Origin of the sequence: Streptococcus mitis (assembly GCF_003943905.1) — a bacterium.
Lineage (GTDB): Bacteria > Bacillota > Bacilli > Lactobacillales > Streptococcaceae > Streptococcus > Streptococcus mitis_BC.
Window position 1 is genome coordinate 38,623 of sequence record NZ_RJNS01000004.1, and the last position, 23,503, is coordinate 62,125.

Genomic DNA, 23,503 nt, shown 5'->3' on the forward strand with positions numbered 1-23,503 from the left:
AAAAAGCGGTCTATCTTAGCTCTGTCCTTTTACCTGAGAGTTTGAGCAGTTGCCTGCCTTGCCCCTTCGGTGCCTTTACGGTCTCTCCAGAGTTCCGTCCATTTACAGTCATGGAAAACAAACCTTTCTCCCATTTCTATTAAACTTCATTCGGTGTTGGTATTTAATTTTTTATTATTTTACAAGAAAAGTTAGCCTTTGTCAATATATTCTATGAAAATTTTTAGTTTTCATTTCTTTTTTTCAGAAAGATTGACTCCTTCTTCTCTCTATCCTTTAAAGGTTACAATGGTGGCACCACTGCCTCCAGCATTTTGTGGAGCATAGCCAAAACTCTTGACATGCTTGTTTCTTTGCAGGTATTTGGTGACGCCCTCACGGATGACTCCTGTTCCGATACCATGGATGATGTCGACTTGCGCCATGTTATTGAGCAGGGCTTGGTCGATAAAGGCGTCCAGCTCATTCATAGCCTCTTCGTACCGTTTGCCTCGGAGATCCAGCCTCGCTTGCGGACCACGACCAGAAGCTCGTTTGACGACATTGACTTGTTTTTTCTTGACTGGGGCTTCTTGCTGAGCCTGAACAAGGTCAAATTCTTTCTCTTCCAAGGTCATCTTGATCAAACCGACTTGGGCTTCCCAACGCCCGTCCTTAAGCTGATTGGTCAGGGTACCACGCTGACCATAACTGAGGACCACGATATCATCTCCCACCTTTGGAGCTCGTTTTTTCTTGGCCTTTTGAAGAACCTTGTTTTTAGACAAGTCGACTTTTTCAGGGGCCAGTTTCTTCAGCTCAGCCTTGGCTTCAATGATTTCGTGGGGTTTGAGTTGAGACTTGCTGTGAAGATTCTTGAGAATCTGGTCACTCTCACTTAGCGCTAGTTCCACAATCTCGGCAGCCTGTTCACGCGCCTTGTTAAGCTCGGTTTCTTTTTCACGATTGAGTTCGTTGTAGAGTTTTTTGAGTGCTCGGTTCATCTTGAGGTTTTCTTGCTCCACCTCACGGATATTGTCCAAGCGTTTACGGCTTTCAAGCGTTTGCTCTTCTAATTGTTCAATGATACGGTTGACGTCATTATCTTGATTGACCTGCTGACTGGCATCCCCGACGATGACATCTGACAAGCCCAGACGTTTGGCAATTTCAAAGGCATTACTTCGACCAGGAACTCCCTGCATAAAGCGATAGGTCGGACGCAGGCTGGCTGTGTCAAACTCCATACTGGCATTTTGCACAAAGGCTGTCTCAATACCGTAGGCCTTGAGCTCTGGATAGTGGGTCGTCGCCATGGTCTTGACCTGACGTAAGCGAAGATCCTCCAGAATAGCCATGGCAAGAGCTGCACCTTCCTGCGGATCTGTACCTGCCCCAAGCTCATCTAGCAATAAGAGCGAGTGCTGATTGACCTTGCCAAGAATATCTACGATATTGGTCATGTGACTAGAGAAGGTAGACAAGCTTTGCTCGATAGACTGCTCATCCCCGATATCTGCGAAAATCTCTTCGAAAATACCGACACGGCTTCCCTTGTCAGCTAAAATGGGCAAGCCTGACTGGGCCATGAGTTGAGTCAAGCCCAGGGTTTTGAGCATGATGGTCTTCCCACCAGTATTGGGACCTGTAATGACAATGGCCGTTAATTCCTTACCAAAGTGTACATCGTTTGCAACAGCATTCTTAACCAAAGGATGGCGAACATGAAGGAGTTGAATCTCTTGGTTCTCTGAAAGTTGAGGAACAACTGCTTGTCTTTCTTGGATGAAACGCACCTTGGCACGAATCAAGTCTAAATGGCCGATAATCCAAGCGTCATTAGCAATCTCAGCAGCATGAGGACGGACCCGTTCTGATAGTTCCTGCAGGATACGAATCATCTCATAGCGTTCGTCTGCTCGCAAACTAGCGATTTCTTCGCTCAGCTTGACGACCTCACGTGGCTCGATATAGACCGTGTTACCACTAGCAGAGATGTCATGGACAACACCTGCAATCTTGTTTCGATAGGTGTTCTTGACAGGTAAAACCTGACGGCCATTTCTGCTAGCAATGATTCCTTCGGTCAACATCTGCGCTTTTTGTTTGAGTAAGTTTTGCAAGACATCTCGAACTTGACTCTCGCTATCATGGATTTTCCGACGGATGCGTGCTAGCTCTTCACTGGCGAAATTTTCGATAAATCCTGCATCATTTAGAGATTGAAGACTCCCTTGCAAGTGTGGAAAATCATGCAGTTTTTCAAACCATCTCGCCAATTGTTCCAAGCGAACATTTTCAAGATTGGCATAAAAACTTTGCAACTCTCTGCTAGCAAGTAAGACCCGTTTAAGGAGTAGGAACTCCTCAATATTAAGGTCTGCTCCCATCTCCAGACGCTTACAAACCGCTGATATCTCACGCGTCGCTAGGATGGTAAAGTGAGGTTGCGCCACAAAAAGCGCCTGCATTTCCTCCATCTCTGTAAAGGCTTGTTTGATCTTATCCACCTTGGCAGTTGGAGCCAAACCTTTTAGCTCCTCTAGTCCCTGTTCTGTCAGGAGATGAGGTTCAAACAAGGCTTTGATTTTATTGAATTCTAAAGTTTCTAGTATTTTTGTATTCATATTTTTTCCTTGTATATTTGTTTACAAAATCGTAGCAACTAGAGGTTTTGACCTAGTCCTCCAATCTGTAAACAAAGGGCTAGGAAAAATCCCGCCCTTTTTATCCGATTAAATTTGTCACCCAGAGTTGTTTGATAAAGTTTGTCGTAAAAGGGATACTTTGGATGATGTGTTTAGCTACGATACTTTTTTCAAGTGAATTTTGAATGACTGCCAGAGGCACAGTTGCAAGAATGGTCAAAGCCATTTGCAAGACAAATAAGGTTACCAATAGCGACAAAGCCCCCGCACTAACCCGGAACCACTTGCCACCTAGTGTTTTAACTGGAATCAAATGAAGAAACAAACCGATAAAACGTCCGATACTATAACAAATTCCGAAAACTAGAAGGTAGGCCAGACCCGCATAAAAGACTTTATCTAGTTGAAAAAGCTGGTCTGAAGGGAAGAAAAAGGTACCCTGCCCTTCCTGAGGATTGGCATAAGGGATAAGCAAGTGAAATTGATTTCCCAGAGATTTATAAAACTGCCCAGCAATAAAGGCTGAAATCACTGCCACGAGGAAATAATAAACTTGTAGCATCAGACCTCTACGGTAGCCGATGTAAAAACCCCAAGCTAGAACCAGTAAGAGAAGGATCGAAATCATAGGGAATCCTCAATTTTGCTTTGTTCTTGCTTGACTGCCACTAGCTTATTTCGAAGGTCTTTAAGCTCTTGCTCCTTATCGTCAAACTCAATCTCACGACTAAGCTGCGTCGATAGGCTGTTAATGGCTAAAAGGAGGGCAATGGTTTCATCATCTGCCCCAGGCATTCGTTCCTTAATTGCTTGGTATTTTTCAGTCGCAACCTTGGCAATTTCCTCCATAAAGAGGTTGTCATGCTCGGTTGTCAAGGTTAATGTCTTTTTCCCGAATGTAAACTTATATCGATTTAGATTTGCCATAAAATTCACCTCACGATATTATACCAAATTTCGCTAACTTTGTCAGTTTTTACCAATTCTCCTGCTTTTGTGGTACAATAGAGACTATGGCAAGTATCACACTCACACCAAATGAACAGGAAATTCAGAGCTTTTTGAATCAGTATCAGAAGGCTCTCAGTCCTAGTAAAAATCCTTATATTCGCTATTTTTTGCGACTGCCTCAGGCAACGGTTTCCATTTATACTTCTGGAAAAGTCCTCCTGCAGGGCGAAATGGCTGAGCAATACGCCAGTTTCTTTGGTTACCAAGTTCAACAAGAAAACAGTGGACAAGATTTTCCTATGATTGGGACTGATGAGGTGGGAAATGGTTCCTACTTTGGCGGGCTGGCTGTCGTGGCTTCCTTTGTGAAACCTGACCAACACAACTTCTTGCGAGAACTCGGCGTAGGGGATTCCAAGACTCTGACAGACCAAAAGATTCGTCAGATTGCCCCTATCCTCAAGGAAAAAATCCAGCACCAAGCGCTCCTCCTTTCACCGAGCAAGTACAACGAAGTTATCGGAGAGCGTTACAATGCTGTTTCTGTAAAGGTTGCCCTTCACAACCAGGCTATCTTTCTCCTCCTCCAAAAAGGAGTCCAGCCAGAAAAAATCGTCATTGATGCTTTTACAAGCGCTAAAAACTATGACAAGTACTTGACGCAAGAAGCCAACCGTTTTCCAAACAAAATTAGCTTGGAAGAAAAAGCCGAGGGAAAATACCTGGCTGTTGCGGTTAGCTCCATCATCGCGCGGGATCTCTTCCTCGAAAACTTGGAAAATCTTGGACGAGAACTTGGCTATCAACTGCCAAGTGGCGCAGGAACTGCTTCTGATAAGGTTGCTAGCAAAATCCTTCAAGCCTATGGCATGAAAGGGCTCAACTTCTGTGCCAAGCTTCATTTTAAAAATACTGAAAAAGCCAAAGTACTGCTAGAAAGGTAAGTTATGAATTATTTTAAAACATTTCTAAAAGAGTGGGGACTCACATTCCTCATCATTATAGTAGTTGGTCTCAGTCGTCTCTTTCTATGGACCAATGTCCGCGTGGAAGGACACTCTATGGACCCTACCCTAGCCGACGGAGAGGTTCTCTTCGTTCTTAAACACCTCCCAATCGACCGCTTCGATATCGTGGTTGCGCATGAGGAAGACGGAAATAAAGACATTGTCAAAAGGGTTATCGGCATTCCTGGAGATACCATCCGCTACGAAAATGACAAACTCTTTATCAACGGTGAAGAAACGGACGAACCTTACCTAGCAGACTACCTCCAACAGTTTAAAAATGATAAACTGCAAAACGCCTATTCGGGGAAAGGCTTTGAAGGGGATAAGGGGGTCTATTTTAGAAGTCTAGCCCAGAAAGCTCAAGCCTTTACTGTCGATGTGAATTTCAACACCAGCTTCAGCTTTACCGTACCCGAGGGTGAGTACCTCCTCCTTGGAGATGACCGTTTGGTTTCCAGTGACAGTCGCCATGTCGGAACCTTTAAAGCCAGTCAAATCAAAGGAGAAGCCAAATTCCGTTTCTGGCCACTCAACCGTATCGGAATCTTTTAAAACCAGCAACTAGATGCTGCGATAGTCTTTTTGAGTTAGTTTTTAGGATTAGATTGCAACTTGGCAATATCTTGTACCAAGTCCCAAATCCAAGAAAAACCTAACTGAAAGCTCTATCCCAGCTCTTTTTCTATCAAAAAGGAAACCTATGGAAGTTTATTTTTCAGGCACCATTGAACGCATTATTTTTGAAAATCCCAGTAATTTTTATCGCATCCTCCTCCTAGATATCGAAGATACCAATGCTGAGGACTTTGACGATTTTGAGATCATCGTTACAGGAACTATGGCGGACGTGATTGAGGGCGAAGACTACACTTTTTGGGGGCAAATCGTTCAACACTCTAAGTATGGTGAACAGCTGCAAATCAGCCGTTATGAGCGGGCAAAACCAACTAAAAAAGGGCTAGTTAAGTACTTTTCGAGTAGCCACTTCAAGGGAATTGGTCTCAAAACGGCTCAAAAAATCGTGGATTGCTATGGTGACAATACCATAGACGAAATTCTGGAGCATCCTGAAAAGCTGGAAAACATTGCAGGACTCTCTGTCAAAAACCGTGAGGCTTTCGTCTCTACACTTCGTCTTAACTATGGGACAGAAATGGTCTTGGCAAAACTAGCTAACTACGGCATTCCCAATAAACTAACCTTTCAGATTCAAGACTTTTACAAGGAAGAAACTCTTGATGTGGTTGAAAATTATCCCTACCAACTGGTTGAAGATATCAAGGGATTGGGCTTTACCATTGCTGACCAATTGGCTGCCGAACTTGGCATCGAAAGCCAAGCTCCTGAGCGCTTCCGTGCTGGCCTTGTCCATAGTCTCTTTCAGGGCTGTATGGATACGGGCGATACCTACATGGAAGCCCGAGATTTGCTGGAACAGACCCTGACTCTCCTCGAGTCTTCTCGTCCCGTGGAACTGGATCCCAGCCAAGTAGCCCAAGAACTCTCCTACCTCATCGAAGAAGACAAGGTTCAGCAGATTGATACCAAAATCTTTGACAATAGCCTCTTTTTCGCCGAGGAAGGTATTCGCAGTCACTTGGTTCGTATCCTTGAAAAAGGAAAACAGAAAAATCAGGATTTAGAAACCATTCAAAAGCATATCGCTACTGTTGAGGAAGAATTAGGTATCCAATACGATAGCATCCAAAAACAGGCTATCTGCGATGCCATTCAAAACAAGGTCTTTATCCTAACAGGTGGACCTGGTACAGGCAAGACGACTGTTATCAATGGGATTATCGCTGTTTATGCCCTCTTAGAAGGACTTGACCTCAGGAAAAAAAGCAACCTGCCTATCCTTCTAGCAGCTCCAACTGGTCGAGCAGCTCGGCGCATGAATGAATTAACAGGTTTGCCTAGCGCGACCATTCACCGCCATTTGGGAATGACGGGAGATGATGATACTAGTCATCTAGAAGATTATCTGGATGCCGACTTCATCATCGTGGATGAATTTTCCATGGTAGATACTTGGCTAGCCAACCAACTCTTCTCTAACATCTCTTCTAACAGTAAAATTCTCATCGTGGGAGACAGTGACCAGCTACCGTCTGTCAGTCCTGGCCAGGTACTGGCTGACCTGCTCCAGATATCCCTGATTCCGCAGACTCGCTTGGAACGGATTTACCGTCAGAGTGAAGAATCAACCATCGTCACCTTGGCTAGCCAGATTCGACAGGGAATCTTGCCAGCTGACTTTACCCAGAAAAAAGCAGACCGCTCCTACTTTGAAATCGCTAGTGGCCATATCCCAGCTACCATTGAGAAAATTCTTGGTGCTGCCCTCAGAAGTGGCATTCCAGCTCGTGATATTCAAGTGCTAGCGCCTATGTATCGAGGAACTGCTGGCATTGACGCTATCAACCAGCTCATGCAAGACCTGCTCAATCCACCACAAAAAGATCAACTCAGTTTTGAAGCTCCCCAGTGCCACTATCGAACAGGGGACAAGGTTATTCACCTAGTCAACGATGCCGAAGTCAATGTCTTTAATGGAGACCTAGGCTACATCACAGACCTGATTCCTGGAAAATACACCGAGTCCAAACAAGACGAAATTGTCATTGATTTTGATGGCAATGAGGTCATCTACCCACGTAACGAATGGTACAAGATTCGACTAGCCTATGCCATGAGTATCCATAAGTCTCAGGGAAGTGAGTTTCCTGTTGTCATCCTGCCCATCACCAGTGCTAGCAAGCGCATGCTGGAGCGAAATCTCATCTACACAGCTATCACACGGGCCAAGAGCAAGCTCATCCTTCTTGGCGAATTACAGGCCTTTGACTATGCAGTCAAGCATATCGGGACTGCTCGCAAGACCTATCTGATTGAACGCTTTCAGGATCTGGTCGATTCAGCTGACCAAACCAGCCCAGTCCCTACCGAAACGACAAATCAAGAGGATTCTCCTCTGTCCTACATCCTCACCGAGGAAAACTGGTCTAGTATTCCAGCCATGATTGGGATTACAGATGCAGACTTAAAAGAGATTTTTGGAAAATAGTGCATCAGAAAACCCACCTAGTTAGGTGGGCTTTTTCTCTTTTAAGATTATTTTACTGTTGCTGTACTTGTGATCAATTCAACAGCTTTTTTGATTGCGATATCGTGTTTCAACATATCAGCTGAAAGCAAGTTTTGTACTTGTGCCACTTCCATGTTGTAAGTTGCTGCCAATTGTTCGACTTCTTTTTGGATTTCTTCTTCAGTAGCGTCAAATCCTTCAGCCTTGGCAACTGCTTCGATAACAAGGTTAGTCTTCGTACGTGACTCAGCTTCTGCTTCGTATTGTTTGTGAAGGTCTTCTTGAGTAGTTCCTGTGATTTGGAAGTACATATCAGGGTTGATACCTTGACGTTGCAAGTTTCCAAGGAATTCATTTACTGAACGGTGAACTTCTTCGTGGATCATTTCTTCTGGAAGTTCTACGATTTCAGCGTTTTCTACAGCTTTATCGATTGCTGCGCCTTCAAGCGCATCTTTGTATGCTTCTTCTTTAGCAGCAGTCAATTCTTTGCGGTATTTTTCTTTCAATTCGTCAAGAGTTTCTACTTCTTCGTCGATATCTTTTGCAAGTTCATCGTCAAGAGCTGGAACTTCTTTTGCTTTTACTTCGTGGATAGTTGTTACGAATTTAGCTTCTTTACCTGCAAGGTCTTCTGCTTGGTAGTCTTCTGGGAATGTTACAACAACATCAACAGTTTCGCCAGCTGAGTGTCCTACCAATTGGTCTTCGAAACCAGGGATGAATTGACCTGATCCAAGTCCAAGTGAGAAGTTTTCACCTTTTCCGCCGTCGAATTCAACACCATCGATAGAACCAACGAAGTCAATCACAACAGTGTCGCCATTTTCAGCAGCACCTTCTTTGATAACCAATTCAGCCAAGTTGTTGCGTTCACGTTCGATACGTTCTTCAACGTCAGAATCTGTCACTTCTTTTTCTACATCAACTGATACTTCAAGGTTTTTATAGTCACCCAATTTAACTTCAGGTTTTGTCACGACTTCAGCAGTGATAACCCAGTCTTGACCTTTTTCCATTGAAGTGACGTCAATTTTTGGTTGCGCAACCACTTCAAGACCAGCTTCTTTTACAGCTGCTTCATAAGCGTTTGGCAAAAGAGCGTTCAACACATCTTGGTAAAGTGTTTCTTCACCAAATTTTTTATCAAAGATAGGACGTGGAAGGTGACCTTTACGGAAACCTGGAACGTTAAGAGTTTTCTTTACTGAGTTAAATACGCGGTCCACTTCTGGTTTGATTTGGCCTTGAGAGATAGTAAAAGTCAAGACACCACGGTTTGTTTCTTTGTTTTCAAATGATACAGACATTCTGTCATTTCTCCTTAAAATTTTTAATACAGTCCATTATACCATATAATAGCGACTTTTTTCAAGTCATGAATGCGCTTTTCAACGATGCTAAAGGTACTTGCTGGCTTCCTTGATACTGAGTTCAGCCATTCTTTCCTTGTTTTTTTCGATGAAGCTTTCTACCCAATCTGGATTTGTTTTGGAGTAGTCTCTTAGGGCCCAGCCAATGGCTTTATTGATAAAAAATTCTGTCTGGTCCAGATTATTGAGCAGGAACTTTTCCATTAGTTGAACATCCGTTTTCTCTTTCCTTAGGAGCTGGTGGTCAATGGCAACTCGTCTCAGCCAGATATTATCTGATAAACTCCATTGAAGGATGATTTCTCCTAGCTCTGGTTTGTCATATACTAAACTTCCTACTACTCGGTCTAGGATATCTACCGTATCCCACCAGGACTTGGTGACGACCAAATGCTCCAGTTTAGGTAAATCGCTCTCTGTTAGATAAGACTGCATGGCCTTCAAATAGTTGGCAGCTACATATTGGTATTCTCTAGGTTCCTTTTCCCAGCAAGTGTCCACAAAATCCCAATCGATGATCTTTGTTTTTTTCGCACTTGGAAAGTATTTTTTATAAAGGGCATTTCTTTCAGGAGCTGCAACGCCTAGAAAGGAAAATTGATGGCGCATATAGGCTTCCATGGGGCCTGCTTTTTCTGGATTTTTTGCCGCATCCAACTCCATAAGTAAATCTGCAAAACTCATCTAAAAGTCCTCCTGCCCCACCAAGTGGTGCTGAAAGGCATAGACCGCAGCCTGGGTCCGGTCACTGACTTCTAACTTTGCCAATATATTTGACACATGGGTCTTGACCGTCTTGAGAGAGATGAAGAGTTCATCTGCGATGCGCTGATTTTCGTAGCCCTTGGCGATGAGTTGGAGCACGTCTCGTTCACGCGCAGTCAGATCCTCATGAAGTTCGATATGATTGCGGTGGTATTCGACCTTCTTGCTGACCTCTTGCTCAATAGCAAGCTCTCCAGCGGCAACCTTACGAACAGCGTGCAGTAATTCATCCGCACTAGAAGTCTTGAGCATATAGCCTCTAGCACCAGCGTTCAAGACAGGCATGATTTTTTCATTGTCTAGGTAAGAGGTCACAATCAAAATCTTTGCTTCAGGCCATTCTTTGAGGATGGCTAAGGTTGCGTCAATCCCATTCATCTCAGGCATGACGATATCCATGACAATGACATCTGGACGCAATTCCAAGGCAAAGGAAATCCCTTGAACACCGTTGGCCGCCTCGCCCACAACTTCTACATCTTCTTGGAGGTCAAAGTAGCTTTTCAAGCCCAATCGGACCATTTCATGGTCATCTACCAGTAAAATTTTCATCTTTACTCCTTTATGATTCCTTGTCTAGCAGGGGTATACGGATATCAACCGCCAGTCCCTGCTTAGGTGCTGTCAAGAGTTGAACTGTTCCTGCCATATCCTCGACCCGCTCCTTAATATTTCGCAGTCCATAACTCAAGTCATCTAAGCTCCCCAACTGGAAACCAATCCCATTGTCTACCACCTTCAGCTGCAATTCAAAATCCGTTTGATAGAGATAGACATCCAAGCAAGATGCCTGAGCATGGCGAAGGGTATTGCTGATTAACTCCTGAATAATACGGAAGATATGCTCTTCGATTTTCTTTGGCAATTTCGTCACATTTTGCTTGAGACTTACCTTGAGATCACTCTTGTCCTCAAGTTCTTTTAAGAGGATTTGAATCCCCTCAACCAAACTCTTGTCTTCCAACTCAACTGGTCGCAAATGCAAGAGCAAGACCCGTAGATCTTTCTGGGCTGTTTCTAGGATGGCTGCGACACTTTGCAACTGGGTCTGCATCTTTTCTCTATCAAGCTTCAAAGCCTGCTGACTGACACCTGATAAAATCATATGGGCTGCAAACAACTCCTGACTAACCGTATCATGTAAGTCACGCGCTATCCGCTTCCGTTCTTTCTCGATAATCGCTTCTTCCTTGACTAGGCTTTGGTTTTCAGCCTTTTGAACAGCCTCTGTCAAGAGGTTGAGCTTGCCAGATAAGGACTTGAAACTGGCATCCAAGTCTGGATCTGCAAAGGGAATCACCTCTTTTCCTGCTAGCAGTCTCTTAAGATTGACTTGCATTTTTCTGTGAGAAACTTCTTCTATCACGCGCCAAAAAAGGACAAAAAAGAAAATCATGGAAAGGCTAAAGACCAAGATCAAAAAGATTAACTTCTCTGTTTTCTCAATATCCTGTAGCAAATAGGACCAGCCTAGTTCAAAAATATCAAGTAAACTATTAGCCAAAAAGAGGAGAAAGAGGAGGGAAGTCAGCCCGATTAACAGATACGATTGCTTTTTCATCCTCTGACTACCTCCACATCGCCAACCATAGTAGTTAGGAAAATCTTGACGCTCTTGTTACTCTTGAGATAGTCTCTGGTTTCCTGATGATAGTGTTCATTGCGAAGGGATTTCTTAGGTTGATGAAGGAAGGTAAGATCTCCATAAAGACAATTAACACTGAGGCTGATTTCCACATCTACAGGTACGATAATCCTAGTCGTTCCGACCATCTTTCTAAGGATAATGACATTGTCATGATTGGTTAGGATAACTCTTTCCAGATGAATAGTGTCCTTACCCATAAGGCGAAAGAGGTTGATATCGTCAAACTGGCAAGTCTGGTGACTAGAGAAATGATGGAGATTGCCAAACCAGCGATTCTTTTCATTTTTAACCGTCACCACCTCTTCAAAGACCAAGTCGGTCTCCTCTCTTTCTTGATTCATCATCGGATAGAGAAGAAAGAGACTGTAGATCACCGCTACAAAGATAGCTAAAATCACAAAGGGATTGAGCATGACGATGAAAAAGAAAAGAATGGTAGCCACAAGGAGGAGAAAGTTGTTGCCCTCTTTGCCTGCATAATAGCGTATCAGGAGAAGAAAGAGGAATAAAATCAGCAGAAAACGCGAAAAATGCTCTGATACCATCAAAATCAGAGCTCCCGTCAACAGACAGGCTTCAATAAATAAAAAGATTTGAAATTTTTTCATAGACGCATCCTCTCCCTTCTATTTTATCACAATTCAAAAAAGTCACCTCGGTCTGAGGATGGAAAAAGGAGATAGGACAGAAATCGCTCGTACAAGCTAGGTTCTTTCAGCCCACTACCGTTGGACAAAAGACTACAAAAAAGGGCGGGATTCTTGTCCCGACCTCTCTACATCTGATCTTTTGCTTCTTTGAGTTTGCCATAAAGAATATAGTCTACGTTTTGCAGATCCGCTATGGTTGCACAATTAAGGGCACACATGATCAAACGCAGATCTTCTTTCCAGCCTTGAACAATACCAATCACTTCTTCGACGGTATAGCTTTCAACCAATTCCAGAACGGTACGTGACAGTCCTACAGCCTTGGCACCAAATACCAAGCACTTAATTATATCAAGAGGATTTCGAACGCCTCCACTGACCAAGAGTTCGACCTTGTCTTTCCAGTCTTGGGCATTGAGAAGGACCTGCATAGTAGACTGACCCCATTGATTGAGGTAATCACGCTGACCACTGCGACGGTTTTCGATATAGGCAAAGCTAGTACCACCACGGCCCGACAGGTCAACCGTTCGAACACCTAGTTCATAGGCTCTCTCGATGGTCTTCACATCCATCCCAAAACCCACTTCCTTGAGAATAATAGGAACAGGGATTTGCTTGCTGTAGTCTGCCAGATGCGATTGCCAGCTTCTGAACTTTCTTTCTCCCTCGGGCATGAGTAATTCCTGCATGACATTAACATGCACTTGGAGGAGAAGAGGATTCATCGCTTCTACAGTCTGAAGTCCTGACTCGATAGGCTTGTCCAAGCCAATATTGGTTCCAAGGAGGAGATTTGGACGGCTAGATTTGACAGAAAAAGAGGCATCTGTTGGATCTTTGAGGGCTGCGCTATAAGATCCCGTCACAAACAAAATCCCACAGGCTTCTGCCGCCTGAGCCAGTTTTTGATTGATTTCTTTACCTTTTTCGCTCCCACCCGTCATGGCATTGATATAAAAAGGAAAGTCCCACTTTCGACCTGCAAATTCTGTCGAAAGATCGATTTCATCTAGGTCATAAAGCGGTAGCGAAGAGTGAATCAACTCCACCTCATCAAAGCTATTATAGGAACTTTTCTGCTCAAGGGCATAGCGGATGTGCTCGTCCTTACGATTTGTCGTCATGTCCTATCCTTTCTTGGTATAAGAGCTCAATCCCCAGATCGGCCCAGCGATTTTTTAAGGTTTCAGTTGATTGCTCATCAAAACTCAAGGCAATGCCACAGTCACCACCACCAGCGCCACTACTCTTGGCAACAGCCTGCAAATCTTGACTGGCTTCTTTCAACTGTCTCAGCGAAGGTGTGTAAATATCTGGGCTCAAACCTTCTAAAAGCTGACTGGCTGTTTCCAGCTGCTCGATAATTTTTTCTGCATTCCCATGCTCCAGGGCTTCTACCAAAGCAGATACCGTTGCTTTTGAGAAAGTTAAAAAGTTCTGGCCTATGTTTTGCTTGATTTGCTGAACCATTTGACTCGATACAGCCACTTCCTTGGTCCATCCCACTAGGAAATCACATTCTAGGGTTGGTTTCACTTGTGAGATAGAAAAGCCCCAGTCACGCTCCAAAACTGTCGCCAAGCTTTCTTCTTGCAACCAAGCAGCTATCTTCTTTCGATCAAAAGACTGGTAGAGAACCAAATCTTCTGCCACAATACAGGCAAGGTCCCCCATGGAACCATTGTCGCCTCGCTTGAGCAAGACCGCGCTAGCCAGCTTGAACAAGAGTTCCTGATCAACCGTAATATCATATAGAGCCAGTAGGGCCTTGATCACCAAGACAACAACGCTACCACTAGAACCCAGACCAAACTTTTTCCCTTCCCGTTCCATTTTGCCACGGATTTCTAGAGAAAAAGGCCTTAAATCCTGACCTCGATAAGTCAGGAAATCTTCCACTAAAGCAATCGTTTCTTGAATCAAACTGTAGTCAGGATTTGGCGTCAAGTCCACTGCGAAATCAAACAGATCTGAGTAGATACGGTAGCTGTCAGAAAAAGCAATCTCAGCCTTCATATAGATGGGGATAGCTTTTATCAAGGCTAACTGTCCTGGCTCTAAAATAGCATACTCACCCGCCCAGTATAGTTTTCCGCAAGTTTTAACAGCAATCATCTTGGCTCAAATCCTTTGTTTTTGACACAATTAAGCGGTAACGTTGACCAAAGATTTCTGATAAATGCTCCAAGTTTTCCTCTTGACAGAGGACCTTGACATTAGGACCAGCATCCATGGTAAAGTAGCAAGCCTCGCCTTGCTCACGAAGTTGGCGGACAAAGTCCATCGCTTCATAGGAAGCATCCGTTAGATAAGAAAAGGCTGGACTAGCAGTCTTGGTCGTAGCGTGCATGGCTAGGGCATTTTTCTCCGTTAATTCCCCAACCTTAGCAAAATCATTCTCTTTGAGATAAACCAGCATATCCTGATAATCCTTCTCAGACTGGCGAACCCAATCATCAAAAGTCGTCGAGGTTTCCACACAGAGTTTCATCCCATCACGGCTAGAGATTGGTTTTTTCTTGTCCTCCAGCACCAACATAATCATAGCTAGTTTCAGGTCTGTCTCTACAGGGTAAATCTCTCCACTATCCTTATCCCAAGCACCTAGCGGTCCATAAAAACTGCGAGAGGACGACCCTGAGGCAAACTTAGCCTCCTGCGCCAACTGGCTCCGATTCAAGCCAAGCTGGAAATAAGCATTGCAAGCCTTGACCAAGGCGGACAAACCACTAGAACTGGATGACAAGCCAGCCGCAGTCGGCATGTTGTTTTGGGTATCGATACGGACAAATCCCTCACCTTCTGGACGGTAACGGTTGATGATTTTGCTCATCTTGGCATGCTCAGCCTCACTCTGAAACTGACCATTGATATAAAAGGCATCAGCAGTCGCATCCGTCGGTAGAGGAGATAAGGTCGTCTCTGTGTACATGTTTTCCAAAGTCAGAGAGATGCTGCTAGTAGCAGGAACCATCTCTTTTTCTTTTTTCTTTCCCCAATATTTGATAATGGCAATATTTGCGTAGGAACGTACTGTTACAGGCTTTCGATCCATGTCTGAACAGCTCCTTTCTCTTCTAATCGTTTTGCTAGTTCTTGCGCTTGGTCCAGATTGGCTACCAAGGCGATAATACAGCCTCCTAGCCCACCACCACTCATCTTGGCACCCAGAGCACCATGGTTAAGAGCCGTTGCAACAAGGGAGTCTGCTTTAGGGCTACTGACACCAATTTCCTTTAGATGTAAATGAGCTTGACTGAGGATTTGTCCCAATCCTTCAGCATCTTTTTGTCTAATTGCATTTTCTGCTTGCTGGGTCAATTCTCCCAAGGCATGCAAAAACGGTAGGGCATTCTTGCCCTTACTTTGAACCACTTGGATAGCTTCACGAGTGTGACCATACACACCCGTATCTGCAATTACCAAATAGGCGGATAGGTCCATCTCAAGCTCTGTAAATCCAACGTTTTTAATAAAGCGAATAGGTTGGTCACTGAGACAGGTTTTTGCATCCAAACCACTAGGATTCATATGGGCAATCATCTCAGCCCGATTGACCAAGATTTCTAGCACATCATGAGGCAAGTCGGCTTGATAGTAGTCAAAAACAGCTCGAATGGCCGCTATGCTGATAGCTGCTGACGAACCCATCCCCCGTTTTTCAGGAATAGCTGAGTCAATCACACAGCGAATACAGGCTTCTTTGATATCCAAATACTCCAGCGAAGCATAAACTGCCATGGACAAGGTATCCTCCTCATAGAGACGCCAAGGACTCGCTGCAGGAACTACCTTACAAGTCACCTCCACCTCCAAAAGAGGCAGGGAAATGGCAGGATAACCGTAAACGACCGCATGCTCCCCTATTAAAATAATCTTACTATGTGCCTGACCGACACCAACTTTTTTTGTCATGTTTTCCTTTAACCAGACGGAAAGACCGTCTCATTTCATACAGTAGTATTTTCTCCTATCTATTTTATTATATTTTCACAAAAAAAGCGATTGTTTCCTTCACAATCGCCTCTTTCATTATTGGACCCATTCGCCATTATAATTGACGTAGTAGCCTTCTATGGTCGTATTCACTGCTAAAGCACCTGAACTATAAGCGTAGTACCATTTACCATTGACCTGGAACCAGCCTGTCTTCATATCTCCATTACTTGCATTTAGATAATACCAAGTCGAACCTTCCTTAGTCCAACCAGTTGCCATAGCTCCTGAGGAACGGAAGTAGTACCACTTGTTCCCAAGATATTGCCATCCCGTTTTCATATCGCCATTTTTAGCATCTAGATAATACCAAGTCGAACCATCTTTAATCCAACTAGTTGCCATAGCTCCCGATGAGCGGAGGTAGTACCACTTATTACCTAGATATTGCCAACCAGTTTGCATAATACCAGTTGTTGGGTCTAGGTAGTACCAAGTCGAATCATCGTTTATCCAACCCGCACGTCTTTCACCACCAAGGTAGTCTTTCCCTAAATGACCTGTTTTTGCTAGATAGTACCAGTTAGATTGATCGTAGAGCCAACCTGTTTTTAAAGAATGATCTTCATTAAAGTAATAATTTGCTAATTTAAGAACTTCTGGGCCTTCAAAGCCTTCACCATATTTTTTACCAACAGTTAATGAATCTTTAACCTCTAATTGTTGCCAGCCAACAAATTCTTGTAATACCCCATCTTGATCAAAGTAGTACCACTTCTGTTGAAGACCAATTTCGAAGATTGGACGATTATCAAATAAATCATCACGATAACCCGTCCCAGGAATTTCTAAGTATTGCCAGCCGACTACCATTTCTCCATCATCATCAAAATAGTACATTTTACCGTCTATTTTATGCCAATAGATCGCTTTATGATCTTTTTTTATATAGTATTTTCTATTGCCCTTATCAACAAACTGCCCACCTGTGGTATCCGCCAATACTGTACTTGTCGCTAACAGACCAAGAAAGAAGACTGCTAGTCCAACTTGCATCATTATTTTAAATTTTTTCATTAGATCTTTCCTCCATAACTGATTGTAGCAAAGACTCTACCGTATGTCAATATATAGAAACTTCTCAAAAAAAGCAGTTACACAACTGCAACTGCTTTTCTATTCTTGCATGGTGTACCCAACACCACGCACGGTTTTAATGTAGCTTTTTTGACCTTTTACATCAAGCTTGCTACGTAGATAACGGATATAAACATCCACGATATTGGTTTCTGTCGCACTTTCGTACTTCCAAACACTTTCCAACAACTGCTCACGAGTCAAGACCTTCTTGCTTCCCATGAGAGTGGCCAAAAGGTCATACTCACGGCGCGTCAGAGCAATCATCTCCTCGCCACGATAAACGGTATGATGTTCTACATCCATACGCAGATTGCGGTAAGACGTTGGGACCTTCATCTGACTACAGTGTTGGTCGATAAAGTCCCGACCTCGGAAAATCGCTGAAATACGAGCCACCAGCTGATCAATAATCACTGGCTTATAGATGTAAGAAACGGCGAAGCGCTGGATTGTCTCAATCTGGTCTTGCAATTCTTCGCGATGGTCCAAGACCATGATCACTGAGGCAGGTTTTGTCCGACTCAGCCTCTCTGCAAAATCCTGGGCCGTCATATCCCCCAGACGAGCATTCAGTAAAATCAAGTCATAATCTGTCTGGAGAGCCATGGAGAGGGCTTTTTGCCCCTCCTCGACCAGATCAACACGGTATTGCTCTTTTTGGAGTTCCAGACTGAGAAAATGAGCGAGATTGCGTTCTTTCTCAAGTAATAAAATCCGTTTCCCCATGGCAGACCTACTTATTTTTCGTCATACCAAGAGTAGTGGAAGGTTCCTTCTTTGTCTTTACGTTGGTAAGTGTGGGCACCAAAGTAGTCACGTTGCGCTTGGATCAAGTTAGCTGGAAGGTCAGCTGAACGGTAGCTATCAAAGTAAGTAATAGCTGCTGAGAAGGTTGGTACTGGTACACCAGCTTGAACAGCAAGAGCTACGATATCACGCACTGCTTGTTGGTACTTAGCAGTAACATCCAAGAAGTACTCATCCAAGAGAAGGTTTGCAAGGTCTGTATCACGGTTGTAGGCATCTGTTATCTTTTGCAAGAAACGAGAACGGATGATACAACCATCACGCCAGATAGATGCGATGTCCGCAAATGGCAAGTTCCAGTTGTTTTCTTTAGAAGCCACACGCAATTGAGCAAAACCTTGTGCGTATGAAATGATTTTTGAGAAGTAAAGAGCTTGACGAATCTTTTCGATCAACTCAGCCTTGTCACCTTCAAATTTGAAGGCAGCTGGTTTTGGAAGCACCTTGCTAGCATGCACACGCTCTTCTTTGTATGTAGAGATGTAGCGGGCAAATACTGATTCAGTGATAAGTGACAATGGCACACCAAGGTCAAGTGCTGATTGGCTAGTCCATTTACCAGTTCCCTTGTTACCTGCAGCATCAAGGATGTAGTCTACGATTGGTCCCTCTTGACCTTCATCGTCTTTACGGCTCAAGATATCAGCTGTGATTTGGATCAAGTAGCTGTCCAATTCACCCTTGTTCCACTCAGTGAAGATTTCAGCCATGTCTTCTGCAGAAAGACCAAGCAAGTGTTGCATGAGGTCGTAGCTTTCTGCGATCAATTGCATGTCGCCATACTCGATACCGTTGTGGACCATTTTCACATAGTGACCAGCTCCATCAGGACCGATGTAAGTCACACATGGTTTGCCATCTTCTGGTGCTTTAGCTGAGATTTCTTCAAGAACATCAGCAACCAATTCGTAGGCTTCTTTTTGTCCACCAGGCATGATAGAAGGACCTTCAAGGGCACCTTTTTCACCACCAGAAACCCCAGTACCGATAAAGTTGATGCCTGAGTTTGCCAATTCTTCATTACGACGGATGGTATCTTTGTAGAAAGTGTTTCCTCCATCAATCAAGATATCACCCTTGTCAAGGTGTGGAAGAAGGGCTTGGATAGTTGCATCTGTACCAGGTCCAGCTTGAACCATGAGCATGATACGACGAGGTTTTTCGATAGATTGAACGAAAGACTCTACATCGTAGCTAGGTACAAAGTTCTTTTCAGGATGGCAAGCAATTACGTCTTCTGTTTTTTCTTTACTACGATTGTAAATGGCAACTGTATAACCACGAGATTCGATATTTAGGGCAAGGTTACGACCCATTACGGCCATACCAACGACACCAAAGTTAGCTTTTGTCATGTGACACTCCTCTTGTTTAATATGTTTTATTTTATCATTTTTACCTATGAAAGGAAAGAATTTTGTAACGGACTCCTAGTAGTCCAAGTCATCCGCGTGACCAGCTCCATTACCAACAAAGTATCCAGTCTTACAGTTGAGGGTGAAGAGATAGGTTCCATCTGGTTTGTAGAGGTTATAATAACCATTTCCGTTTACGATATTGACCCGTTCTAGAATATATTGATTACCAGTGATATAGCCACGAGCACGCGATGTTGCTAAGATTTGTTCAAGGACACCGTCCGCAAAAGTCCAGGCAGGATTGTTGCTATCCTCTACAGCGGATTGGTTGTATGGTACACGACTAGCACTTCTTTGAAGATTGGCACCTTCGCTAGACAAGCCTCCGCTTTCTGGTCTGCTGGCAGGTGCCGAACTCGATGAAGCAGACGAACTGCTCGTACTGCTATCAGTCGTTGTGCTTGAACTTTCTTGGCTACTGCTACTTGAACTTGAACTAGAGGCGCTTGTTTGCTGGCTCTTACCAAGGCTAATGGCCTTATCTAACAGTTTATCTAGCTCTGTATTTCCTGTTTTAATTTCTGTAAATTTAGCATCTGCCTTGACCTTCGCATTGGTATCCAAGACACCATCAGTAATTGCTGGAGTTTCAAACTGATTATTCACTTCTTGCACAGCCTTGATTTGAGTTTCTAAACTATCATACTTAGACTTGGCAAGGGTATATTCTCGACTGCCTTCGAGTTTATCTAGTTGAGCCTTGAGTTGGTTCAACTTGTCAAACTGACTATTTTTCAAGGCTGTTTTATTAGCATCCGTATAAAAGGCATCGTAGAGGGTATTAAACTCTTGTAGAGCCGCTTGTGTTTCTTGATTGCTAGAAGATGATTGAGAAAACTGGATAGCTTGGTTGGAGCGAGTTACTTGACGATAGATATAGTAACTACCTGCCAAGATAAGGGCTGTAGCCAAGGCTGAGCCGATAACAAACACGCGCTTCTTTTTAGAATTAGAAATTGTTTCTGATTCTGCCTGAGCTGAGCGTGAAAGTAGAGCTGTCTCTTCCTCTTCTTTCTCATCAGCAATCTCTGCTGGCGTTTGCTTTTCCAACACAAGCGGTTCCAAGTCTTGATTTTCTTCTCCCAAAGGAGGCAAAACCACATCCGAGCTTGTAGATTCCACTGAGTCTGACACCGTTTCTTCTGAAACTGTCTCGGGTTCCTCTATGATTGGTGCCGACTCTTCAGTGATTTCTGAGACTTCCTGTGTCAATTCTTCTTGAGCCTGAGCTTCCTGCAGTTCTTCTTTTTTAAATTGACGTGTTTCAAACTTGTCGGCTTCGATTTCCTCGCGGTGCTGTTTGATGTATTTATCCAAGATATTGTCCTCAGGCAATACTCCAGCTTCAACTTCTTCATTTTTACGGATGACTTGACCAACTGTCAGATCTTTCGCCTCGTCAAAATCAAATTTGGATTCTTGATGCTCTTTTTTATGGCGATTGTGTCTTTTTTTACTCATCTGTCTTCCTTTCTACTTTACCTCTTGGCGCTTCACACGCTGACCAAAGTATTGATACAAATCCACTTTTAAGGTTCCGTTATAAAGTTTGCGCTTTTTATCCGCTGGACTTCCGTACTTACTTTCAAAAGCTTCGTCACTCGTCAGGATAAATTTGCTCCAGGTTTTCAGTGGGGCAAAGACCTGTCCCATTTCTGCATAGAGCTTGGTAACTCCTGCATCATCAGATAAACGCTCTCCATATGGTGGATTGGAAATGATGACACCATTTACCTTGTCTGAGTGCAAGTCCTGTACCCGCATTTGTTTAAAAGTGATGTCACCTGACACACCTGCTGCTTGGGCATTGGCTTTAGCAATTTCAACCATACGAGCGTCTATATCACAGCCCATGATATCCAGTTCAAGTTCACGGTCAATTTTCTTGGTAGCATCAGTACGCACTTCTTGAATTAACCGATCGCTAACCCAGTTCCATTCTTCAAAAGCAAAGGAACGGCGAAGCCCAGGGGCCATCTTTCTAGCAATCATAGCCGCCTCGATACAGAAAGTTCCTGAACCACAGGTCGGATCAATCAAGGGCTTGTCTGGATACCAGTTAGAGAGTTGTAAAATCGCCGCTGCCATATTTTCTTTTATAGGCGCTCCACCCTTTTCCGTACGATAACCACGTTTAAAAAGGCTAGAACCTGTCGTGTCAATCATGACAGTTGCCACATCTTTAAGGATGGACACCTCTATCTTAAACTCAGGACCATTTTCCATCAAGGGAACACCTTCTGGGCGGGCATAGTGTTTTTGCAGTTTCTTGACAACTGCCTTCTTGGAAATCGCCTGAACACTAGGCTCATTGTGAAGTTTAGACTTAACACATTTGGCCTTTGAAATCGGGAAACGCGCCCCAAGCGGGAGATAGTTCTCCCAATCTAGAGCAAAAACGCCTTGGAAAAGTTCTTCAAAGGTCTTAGCCGGAAAGCTCCCAACTACAATCTTGATACGGTCAGCTGCGCGAAGCCACAGATTGGTCTCAATGATTGCCTTCACATCTCCTTGAAAACGGACACGTCCATTCTCAACCTGGCAATCATAGCCTAACTCTCGCACCTCACGTCCAACGACAGCCTCGAGACCCGCCGCAACAGTTGCGATTAAATTAAATTCTTTTTTCATTTTACAGTCTTGTAAGACCTTTCTCTTGTTCACTTTAAAAAATGAGGTTGAGAAAGATTTCTCAGCCCCAACCTATATGCAATTTTCTATAAGCCATGTTTTGTTCCAGAAGTGACTAGGACCACTTCCTTCGATAATCATCTGTCTACCGCTAACAGCCTGTAACTGATAACAGTCAGAGTACTACGTTCGTTTCCGTGCACTCCATGCCCCGACCAAAATTTGGGTTGCTAGCTTGAGGGGTTTACCGCGTTCCACTCTCTCTGTTTCCAGAAAGACTCCGTCACTGTGGCACTTTCAAGCCTACTCTGACCTATCCGAAGACTTAGCCATTTCAACTGCCGTAACGATCTCTCGTCCCTAGGCTTATGGATTCGCCTAGCACAAACACTACAGGCATCACAGCCTGTGCTAGCATGGACTTTCCTCATGAAAAGGGATTCTCTTCACGCGATTATCCAAAAATTGCATCTAATAGACACCTAATTACAACTCAGAATTGTCTACGATTTGCTTACCGAATACTTCTTTTTCAAGTCGATTCAATCGTTTCAAAATATCAAAATTTGTCATTGGAGTAGAACTTGTTACTTCGATAGAACTTTGTTGAGTAGAACTTGCCTGTGGCTTGTTAGACAATTCCTCCTTCAAATCAGCAATCTCCTGACGAAGAGATTTGACCAAAGCTGCGTAAGTCTCATAATCCTTGATCACATCATCTAGGAACTCGTCTACCTCTGCCTTACTATATCCGCGAACTTCACGTCCAAACTCTTGTTCAAAAATATCTTTTGCTGAAAAAATAATACTTGCCATTTCTCTCTCCATTCTTGATTGCTATTCTTATTATATAAAAAAAGACAAACAAAAATCAAGGTCAAAGCCTCACTTTTCGGAAAAATTTTCCACTATTTCGTTCAGATCCTCAAATGTTAATCTTTTTGTAACATAGCCTTCTTGATTTTTCATCATCTGGTAAAAATACTGTAACTTGGTTTCATTTTCTTCGTCATAAAACAGGTAGCATCCATCCGTATTTTCCAGCAGAAATTTCTGATAATCACGTAGTTGCCCCTTGTGCTCATATTGTGGATAGGCATATTTGACAAAGTCAACCTGCTTAAACTCACTGAGTTTGATTTGATTGGCTTCATTCCAGTTACTGCCATGGGTTTCAAAATCAAAAATGGTCGCCAGTTGAAATCCATAGTCTGCTTTCATGTCTTTCGCCACCTGAAGCGCCCAGTACTCAAAGCCCAAAGTCCCTGTAAAGACAAGCCAAGTCACCCCATCCTCTGCTAGACGTTCCAGGTCTCTCCGAATGGCTGTTTTGATAATATCAACGCGAATATCCTTGTCATTAAAGAGACCAAGGTCCAAGGCTGAATAGCCTAAAATCAAGGCTGATGTCATTTTTAACCCTTTCTTTGTAAATTTATGATATAATAGAGTGATG

Annotated in this window: 22 protein-coding genes, 1 other RNA gene and 1 riboswitch; of the genes, 3 read left to right on the forward strand and 20 right to left on the reverse strand. The window is 43.6% G+C overall.

Annotated features, from left to right (window positions below):
• Positions 1-11: 11 nt before the first annotated feature.
• Positions 12-100: riboswitch (glycine riboswitch) on the reverse strand.
• 169 nt (positions 101-269) lie between these two features.
• The 3 genes from D8854_RS07575 to zapA form a co-directional block, all read right to left on the reverse strand.
• Positions 270-2,606, reverse strand: a complete 2,337-nt coding sequence (locus D8854_RS07575; RefSeq protein WP_125450399.1) for an endonuclease MutS2 — start codon at positions 2,604-2,606, stop codon at positions 270-272.
• 100 nt (positions 2,607-2,706) lie between these two features.
• Positions 2,707-3,255 (reverse strand): CvpA family protein, encoded by a 549-nt coding sequence (locus D8854_RS07580; protein WP_125450401.1) that lies wholly within the window; start codon positions 3,253-3,255, stop codon positions 2,707-2,709.
• Entirely contained in the window at positions 3,252-3,554 is a 303-nt protein-coding gene (gene zapA, locus D8854_RS07585) for a cell division protein ZapA (protein ID WP_084974157.1), read from the reverse strand. The genes D8854_RS07580 and zapA overlap by 4 nt, the downstream gene beginning before the upstream one ends.
• An 86-nt stretch (positions 3,555-3,640) precedes the next feature.
• On the opposite strand from zapA, the gene rnhC reads away from it, so the two are divergent.
• The 3 genes from rnhC to D8854_RS07600 all read left to right on the forward strand — a co-directional run bounded on the left by rnhC (position 3,641) and on the right by D8854_RS07600 (position 7,655).
• Complete coding sequence (rnhC, locus tag D8854_RS07590) at positions 3,641-4,522, forward strand: ribonuclease HIII (RefSeq protein ID WP_125450403.1); 882 nt, start codon at positions 3,641-3,643, stop codon at positions 4,520-4,522.
• Positions 4,523-4,525: 3 nt separating this feature from the next.
• Positions 4,526-5,140 (forward strand): signal peptidase I, encoded by a 615-nt coding sequence (gene lepB / locus D8854_RS07595; RefSeq protein WP_125450404.1) that lies wholly within the window; start codon positions 4,526-4,528, stop codon positions 5,138-5,140.
• A gap of 148 nt (positions 5,141-5,288) precedes the next feature.
• Entirely contained in the window at positions 5,289-7,655 is a 2,367-nt protein-coding gene (locus D8854_RS07600) for an ATP-dependent RecD-like DNA helicase (protein ID WP_125450406.1), read from the forward strand.
• Between the two features lie 47 nt (positions 7,656-7,702).
• Here the strand turns inward: D8854_RS07600 and tig are convergent, their stop codons facing one another.
• The 17 genes from tig to D8854_RS07685 all read right to left on the reverse strand — a co-directional run bounded on the left by tig (position 7,703) and on the right by D8854_RS07685 (position 23,460).
• Positions 7,703-8,986: a trigger factor gene (gene tig, locus D8854_RS07605; RefSeq protein WP_125450408.1), complete on the reverse strand. Its 1,284-nt coding sequence runs from the start codon at positions 8,984-8,986 to the stop codon at positions 7,703-7,705.
• A gap of 90 nt (positions 8,987-9,076) precedes the next feature.
• Complete coding sequence (locus tag D8854_RS07610; RefSeq protein ID WP_125450410.1) at positions 9,077-9,733, reverse strand: DNA alkylation repair protein; 657 nt, start codon at positions 9,731-9,733, stop codon at positions 9,077-9,079.
• Complete coding sequence (locus D8854_RS07615) at positions 9,734-10,366, reverse strand: response regulator transcription factor (RefSeq protein ID WP_125450411.1); 633 nt, start codon at positions 10,364-10,366, stop codon at positions 9,734-9,736.
• Positions 10,367-10,376: 10 nt separating this feature from the next.
• Positions 10,377-11,375, reverse strand: a complete 999-nt coding sequence (locus D8854_RS07620; protein WP_125450413.1) for a sensor histidine kinase — start codon at positions 11,373-11,375, stop codon at positions 10,377-10,379.
• The gene (gene liaF, locus D8854_RS07625) at positions 11,372-12,070 is read right to left on the reverse strand and encodes a cell wall-active antibiotics response protein LiaF (RefSeq protein WP_125450415.1); all 699 of its coding nucleotides are present in this window, start codon (positions 12,068-12,070) and stop codon (positions 11,372-11,374) included. Before liaF ends, D8854_RS07620 begins: the two co-directional genes overlap by 4 nt.
• Positions 12,071-12,237: 167 nt before the next feature.
• A complete protein-coding gene (fni, locus tag D8854_RS07630) occupies positions 12,238-13,239 on the reverse strand; it encodes a type 2 isopentenyl-diphosphate Delta-isomerase (RefSeq protein WP_125449592.1) in 1,002 nt (333 codons plus the stop codon).
• Positions 13,223-14,230 carry a phosphomevalonate kinase gene (locus D8854_RS07635; protein ID WP_125450416.1) on the reverse strand — a complete coding sequence of 336 codons (1,008 nt, stop codon included), beginning with the start codon at positions 14,228-14,230 and terminating at the stop codon, positions 13,223-13,225. Before D8854_RS07635 ends, fni begins: the two co-directional genes overlap by 17 nt.
• Positions 14,217-15,170: a diphosphomevalonate decarboxylase gene (mvaD, locus tag D8854_RS07640; RefSeq protein WP_125450418.1), complete on the reverse strand. Its 954-nt coding sequence runs from the start codon at positions 15,168-15,170 to the stop codon at positions 14,217-14,219. The genes D8854_RS07635 and mvaD overlap by 14 nt, the downstream gene beginning before the upstream one ends.
• Positions 15,152-16,030, reverse strand: coding sequence for a mevalonate kinase (gene mvk, locus D8854_RS07645; protein WP_125450420.1), 879 nt, complete (start codon positions 16,028-16,030; stop codon positions 15,152-15,154). Before mvk ends, mvaD begins: the two co-directional genes overlap by 19 nt.
• A 117-nt stretch (positions 16,031-16,147) precedes the next feature.
• Positions 16,148-17,128, reverse strand: a complete 981-nt coding sequence (locus D8854_RS07650; protein ID WP_125450422.1) for an N-acetylmuramoyl-L-alanine amidase family protein — start codon at positions 17,126-17,128, stop codon at positions 16,148-16,150.
• 99 nt (positions 17,129-17,227) lie between these two features.
• A complete protein-coding gene (locus D8854_RS07655) occupies positions 17,228-17,917 on the reverse strand; it encodes a response regulator transcription factor (protein ID WP_000518005.1) in 690 nt (229 codons plus the stop codon).
• Positions 17,918-17,928: 11 nt separating this feature from the next.
• On the reverse strand, positions 17,929-19,353 hold the full coding sequence (gndA, locus tag D8854_RS07660; RefSeq protein ID WP_125450424.1) for an NADP-dependent phosphogluconate dehydrogenase: 1,425 nt from the start codon (positions 19,351-19,353) through the stop codon (positions 17,929-17,931).
• A 75-nt stretch (positions 19,354-19,428) separates the two neighbouring features.
• Positions 19,429-20,877 carry a cell division site-positioning protein MapZ gene (mapZ, locus tag D8854_RS07665; protein WP_125450426.1) on the reverse strand — a complete coding sequence of 483 codons (1,449 nt, stop codon included), beginning with the start codon at positions 20,875-20,877 and terminating at the stop codon, positions 19,429-19,431.
• 12 nt (positions 20,878-20,889) lie between these two features.
• Positions 20,890-22,047, reverse strand: coding sequence for a THUMP domain-containing class I SAM-dependent RNA methyltransferase (locus D8854_RS07670; protein ID WP_125450428.1), 1,158 nt, complete (start codon positions 22,045-22,047; stop codon positions 20,890-20,892).
• Positions 22,048-22,131: 84 nt separating this feature from the next.
• Positions 22,132-22,513, reverse strand: an RNA gene (gene rnpB, locus D8854_RS07675) — RNase P RNA component class B.
• Positions 22,514-22,533: 20 nt separating this feature from the next.
• The gene (gene gpsB / locus D8854_RS07680) at positions 22,534-22,863 is read right to left on the reverse strand and encodes a cell division regulator GpsB (RefSeq protein WP_000146526.1); all 330 of its coding nucleotides are present in this window, start codon (positions 22,861-22,863) and stop codon (positions 22,534-22,536) included.
• Positions 22,864-22,932: 69 nt separating this feature from the next.
• Complete coding sequence (locus D8854_RS07685; RefSeq protein ID WP_125450429.1) at positions 22,933-23,460, reverse strand: DUF1273 domain-containing protein; 528 nt, start codon at positions 23,458-23,460, stop codon at positions 22,933-22,935.
• Between the last annotated feature and the right edge of the window lie 43 nt (positions 23,461-23,503).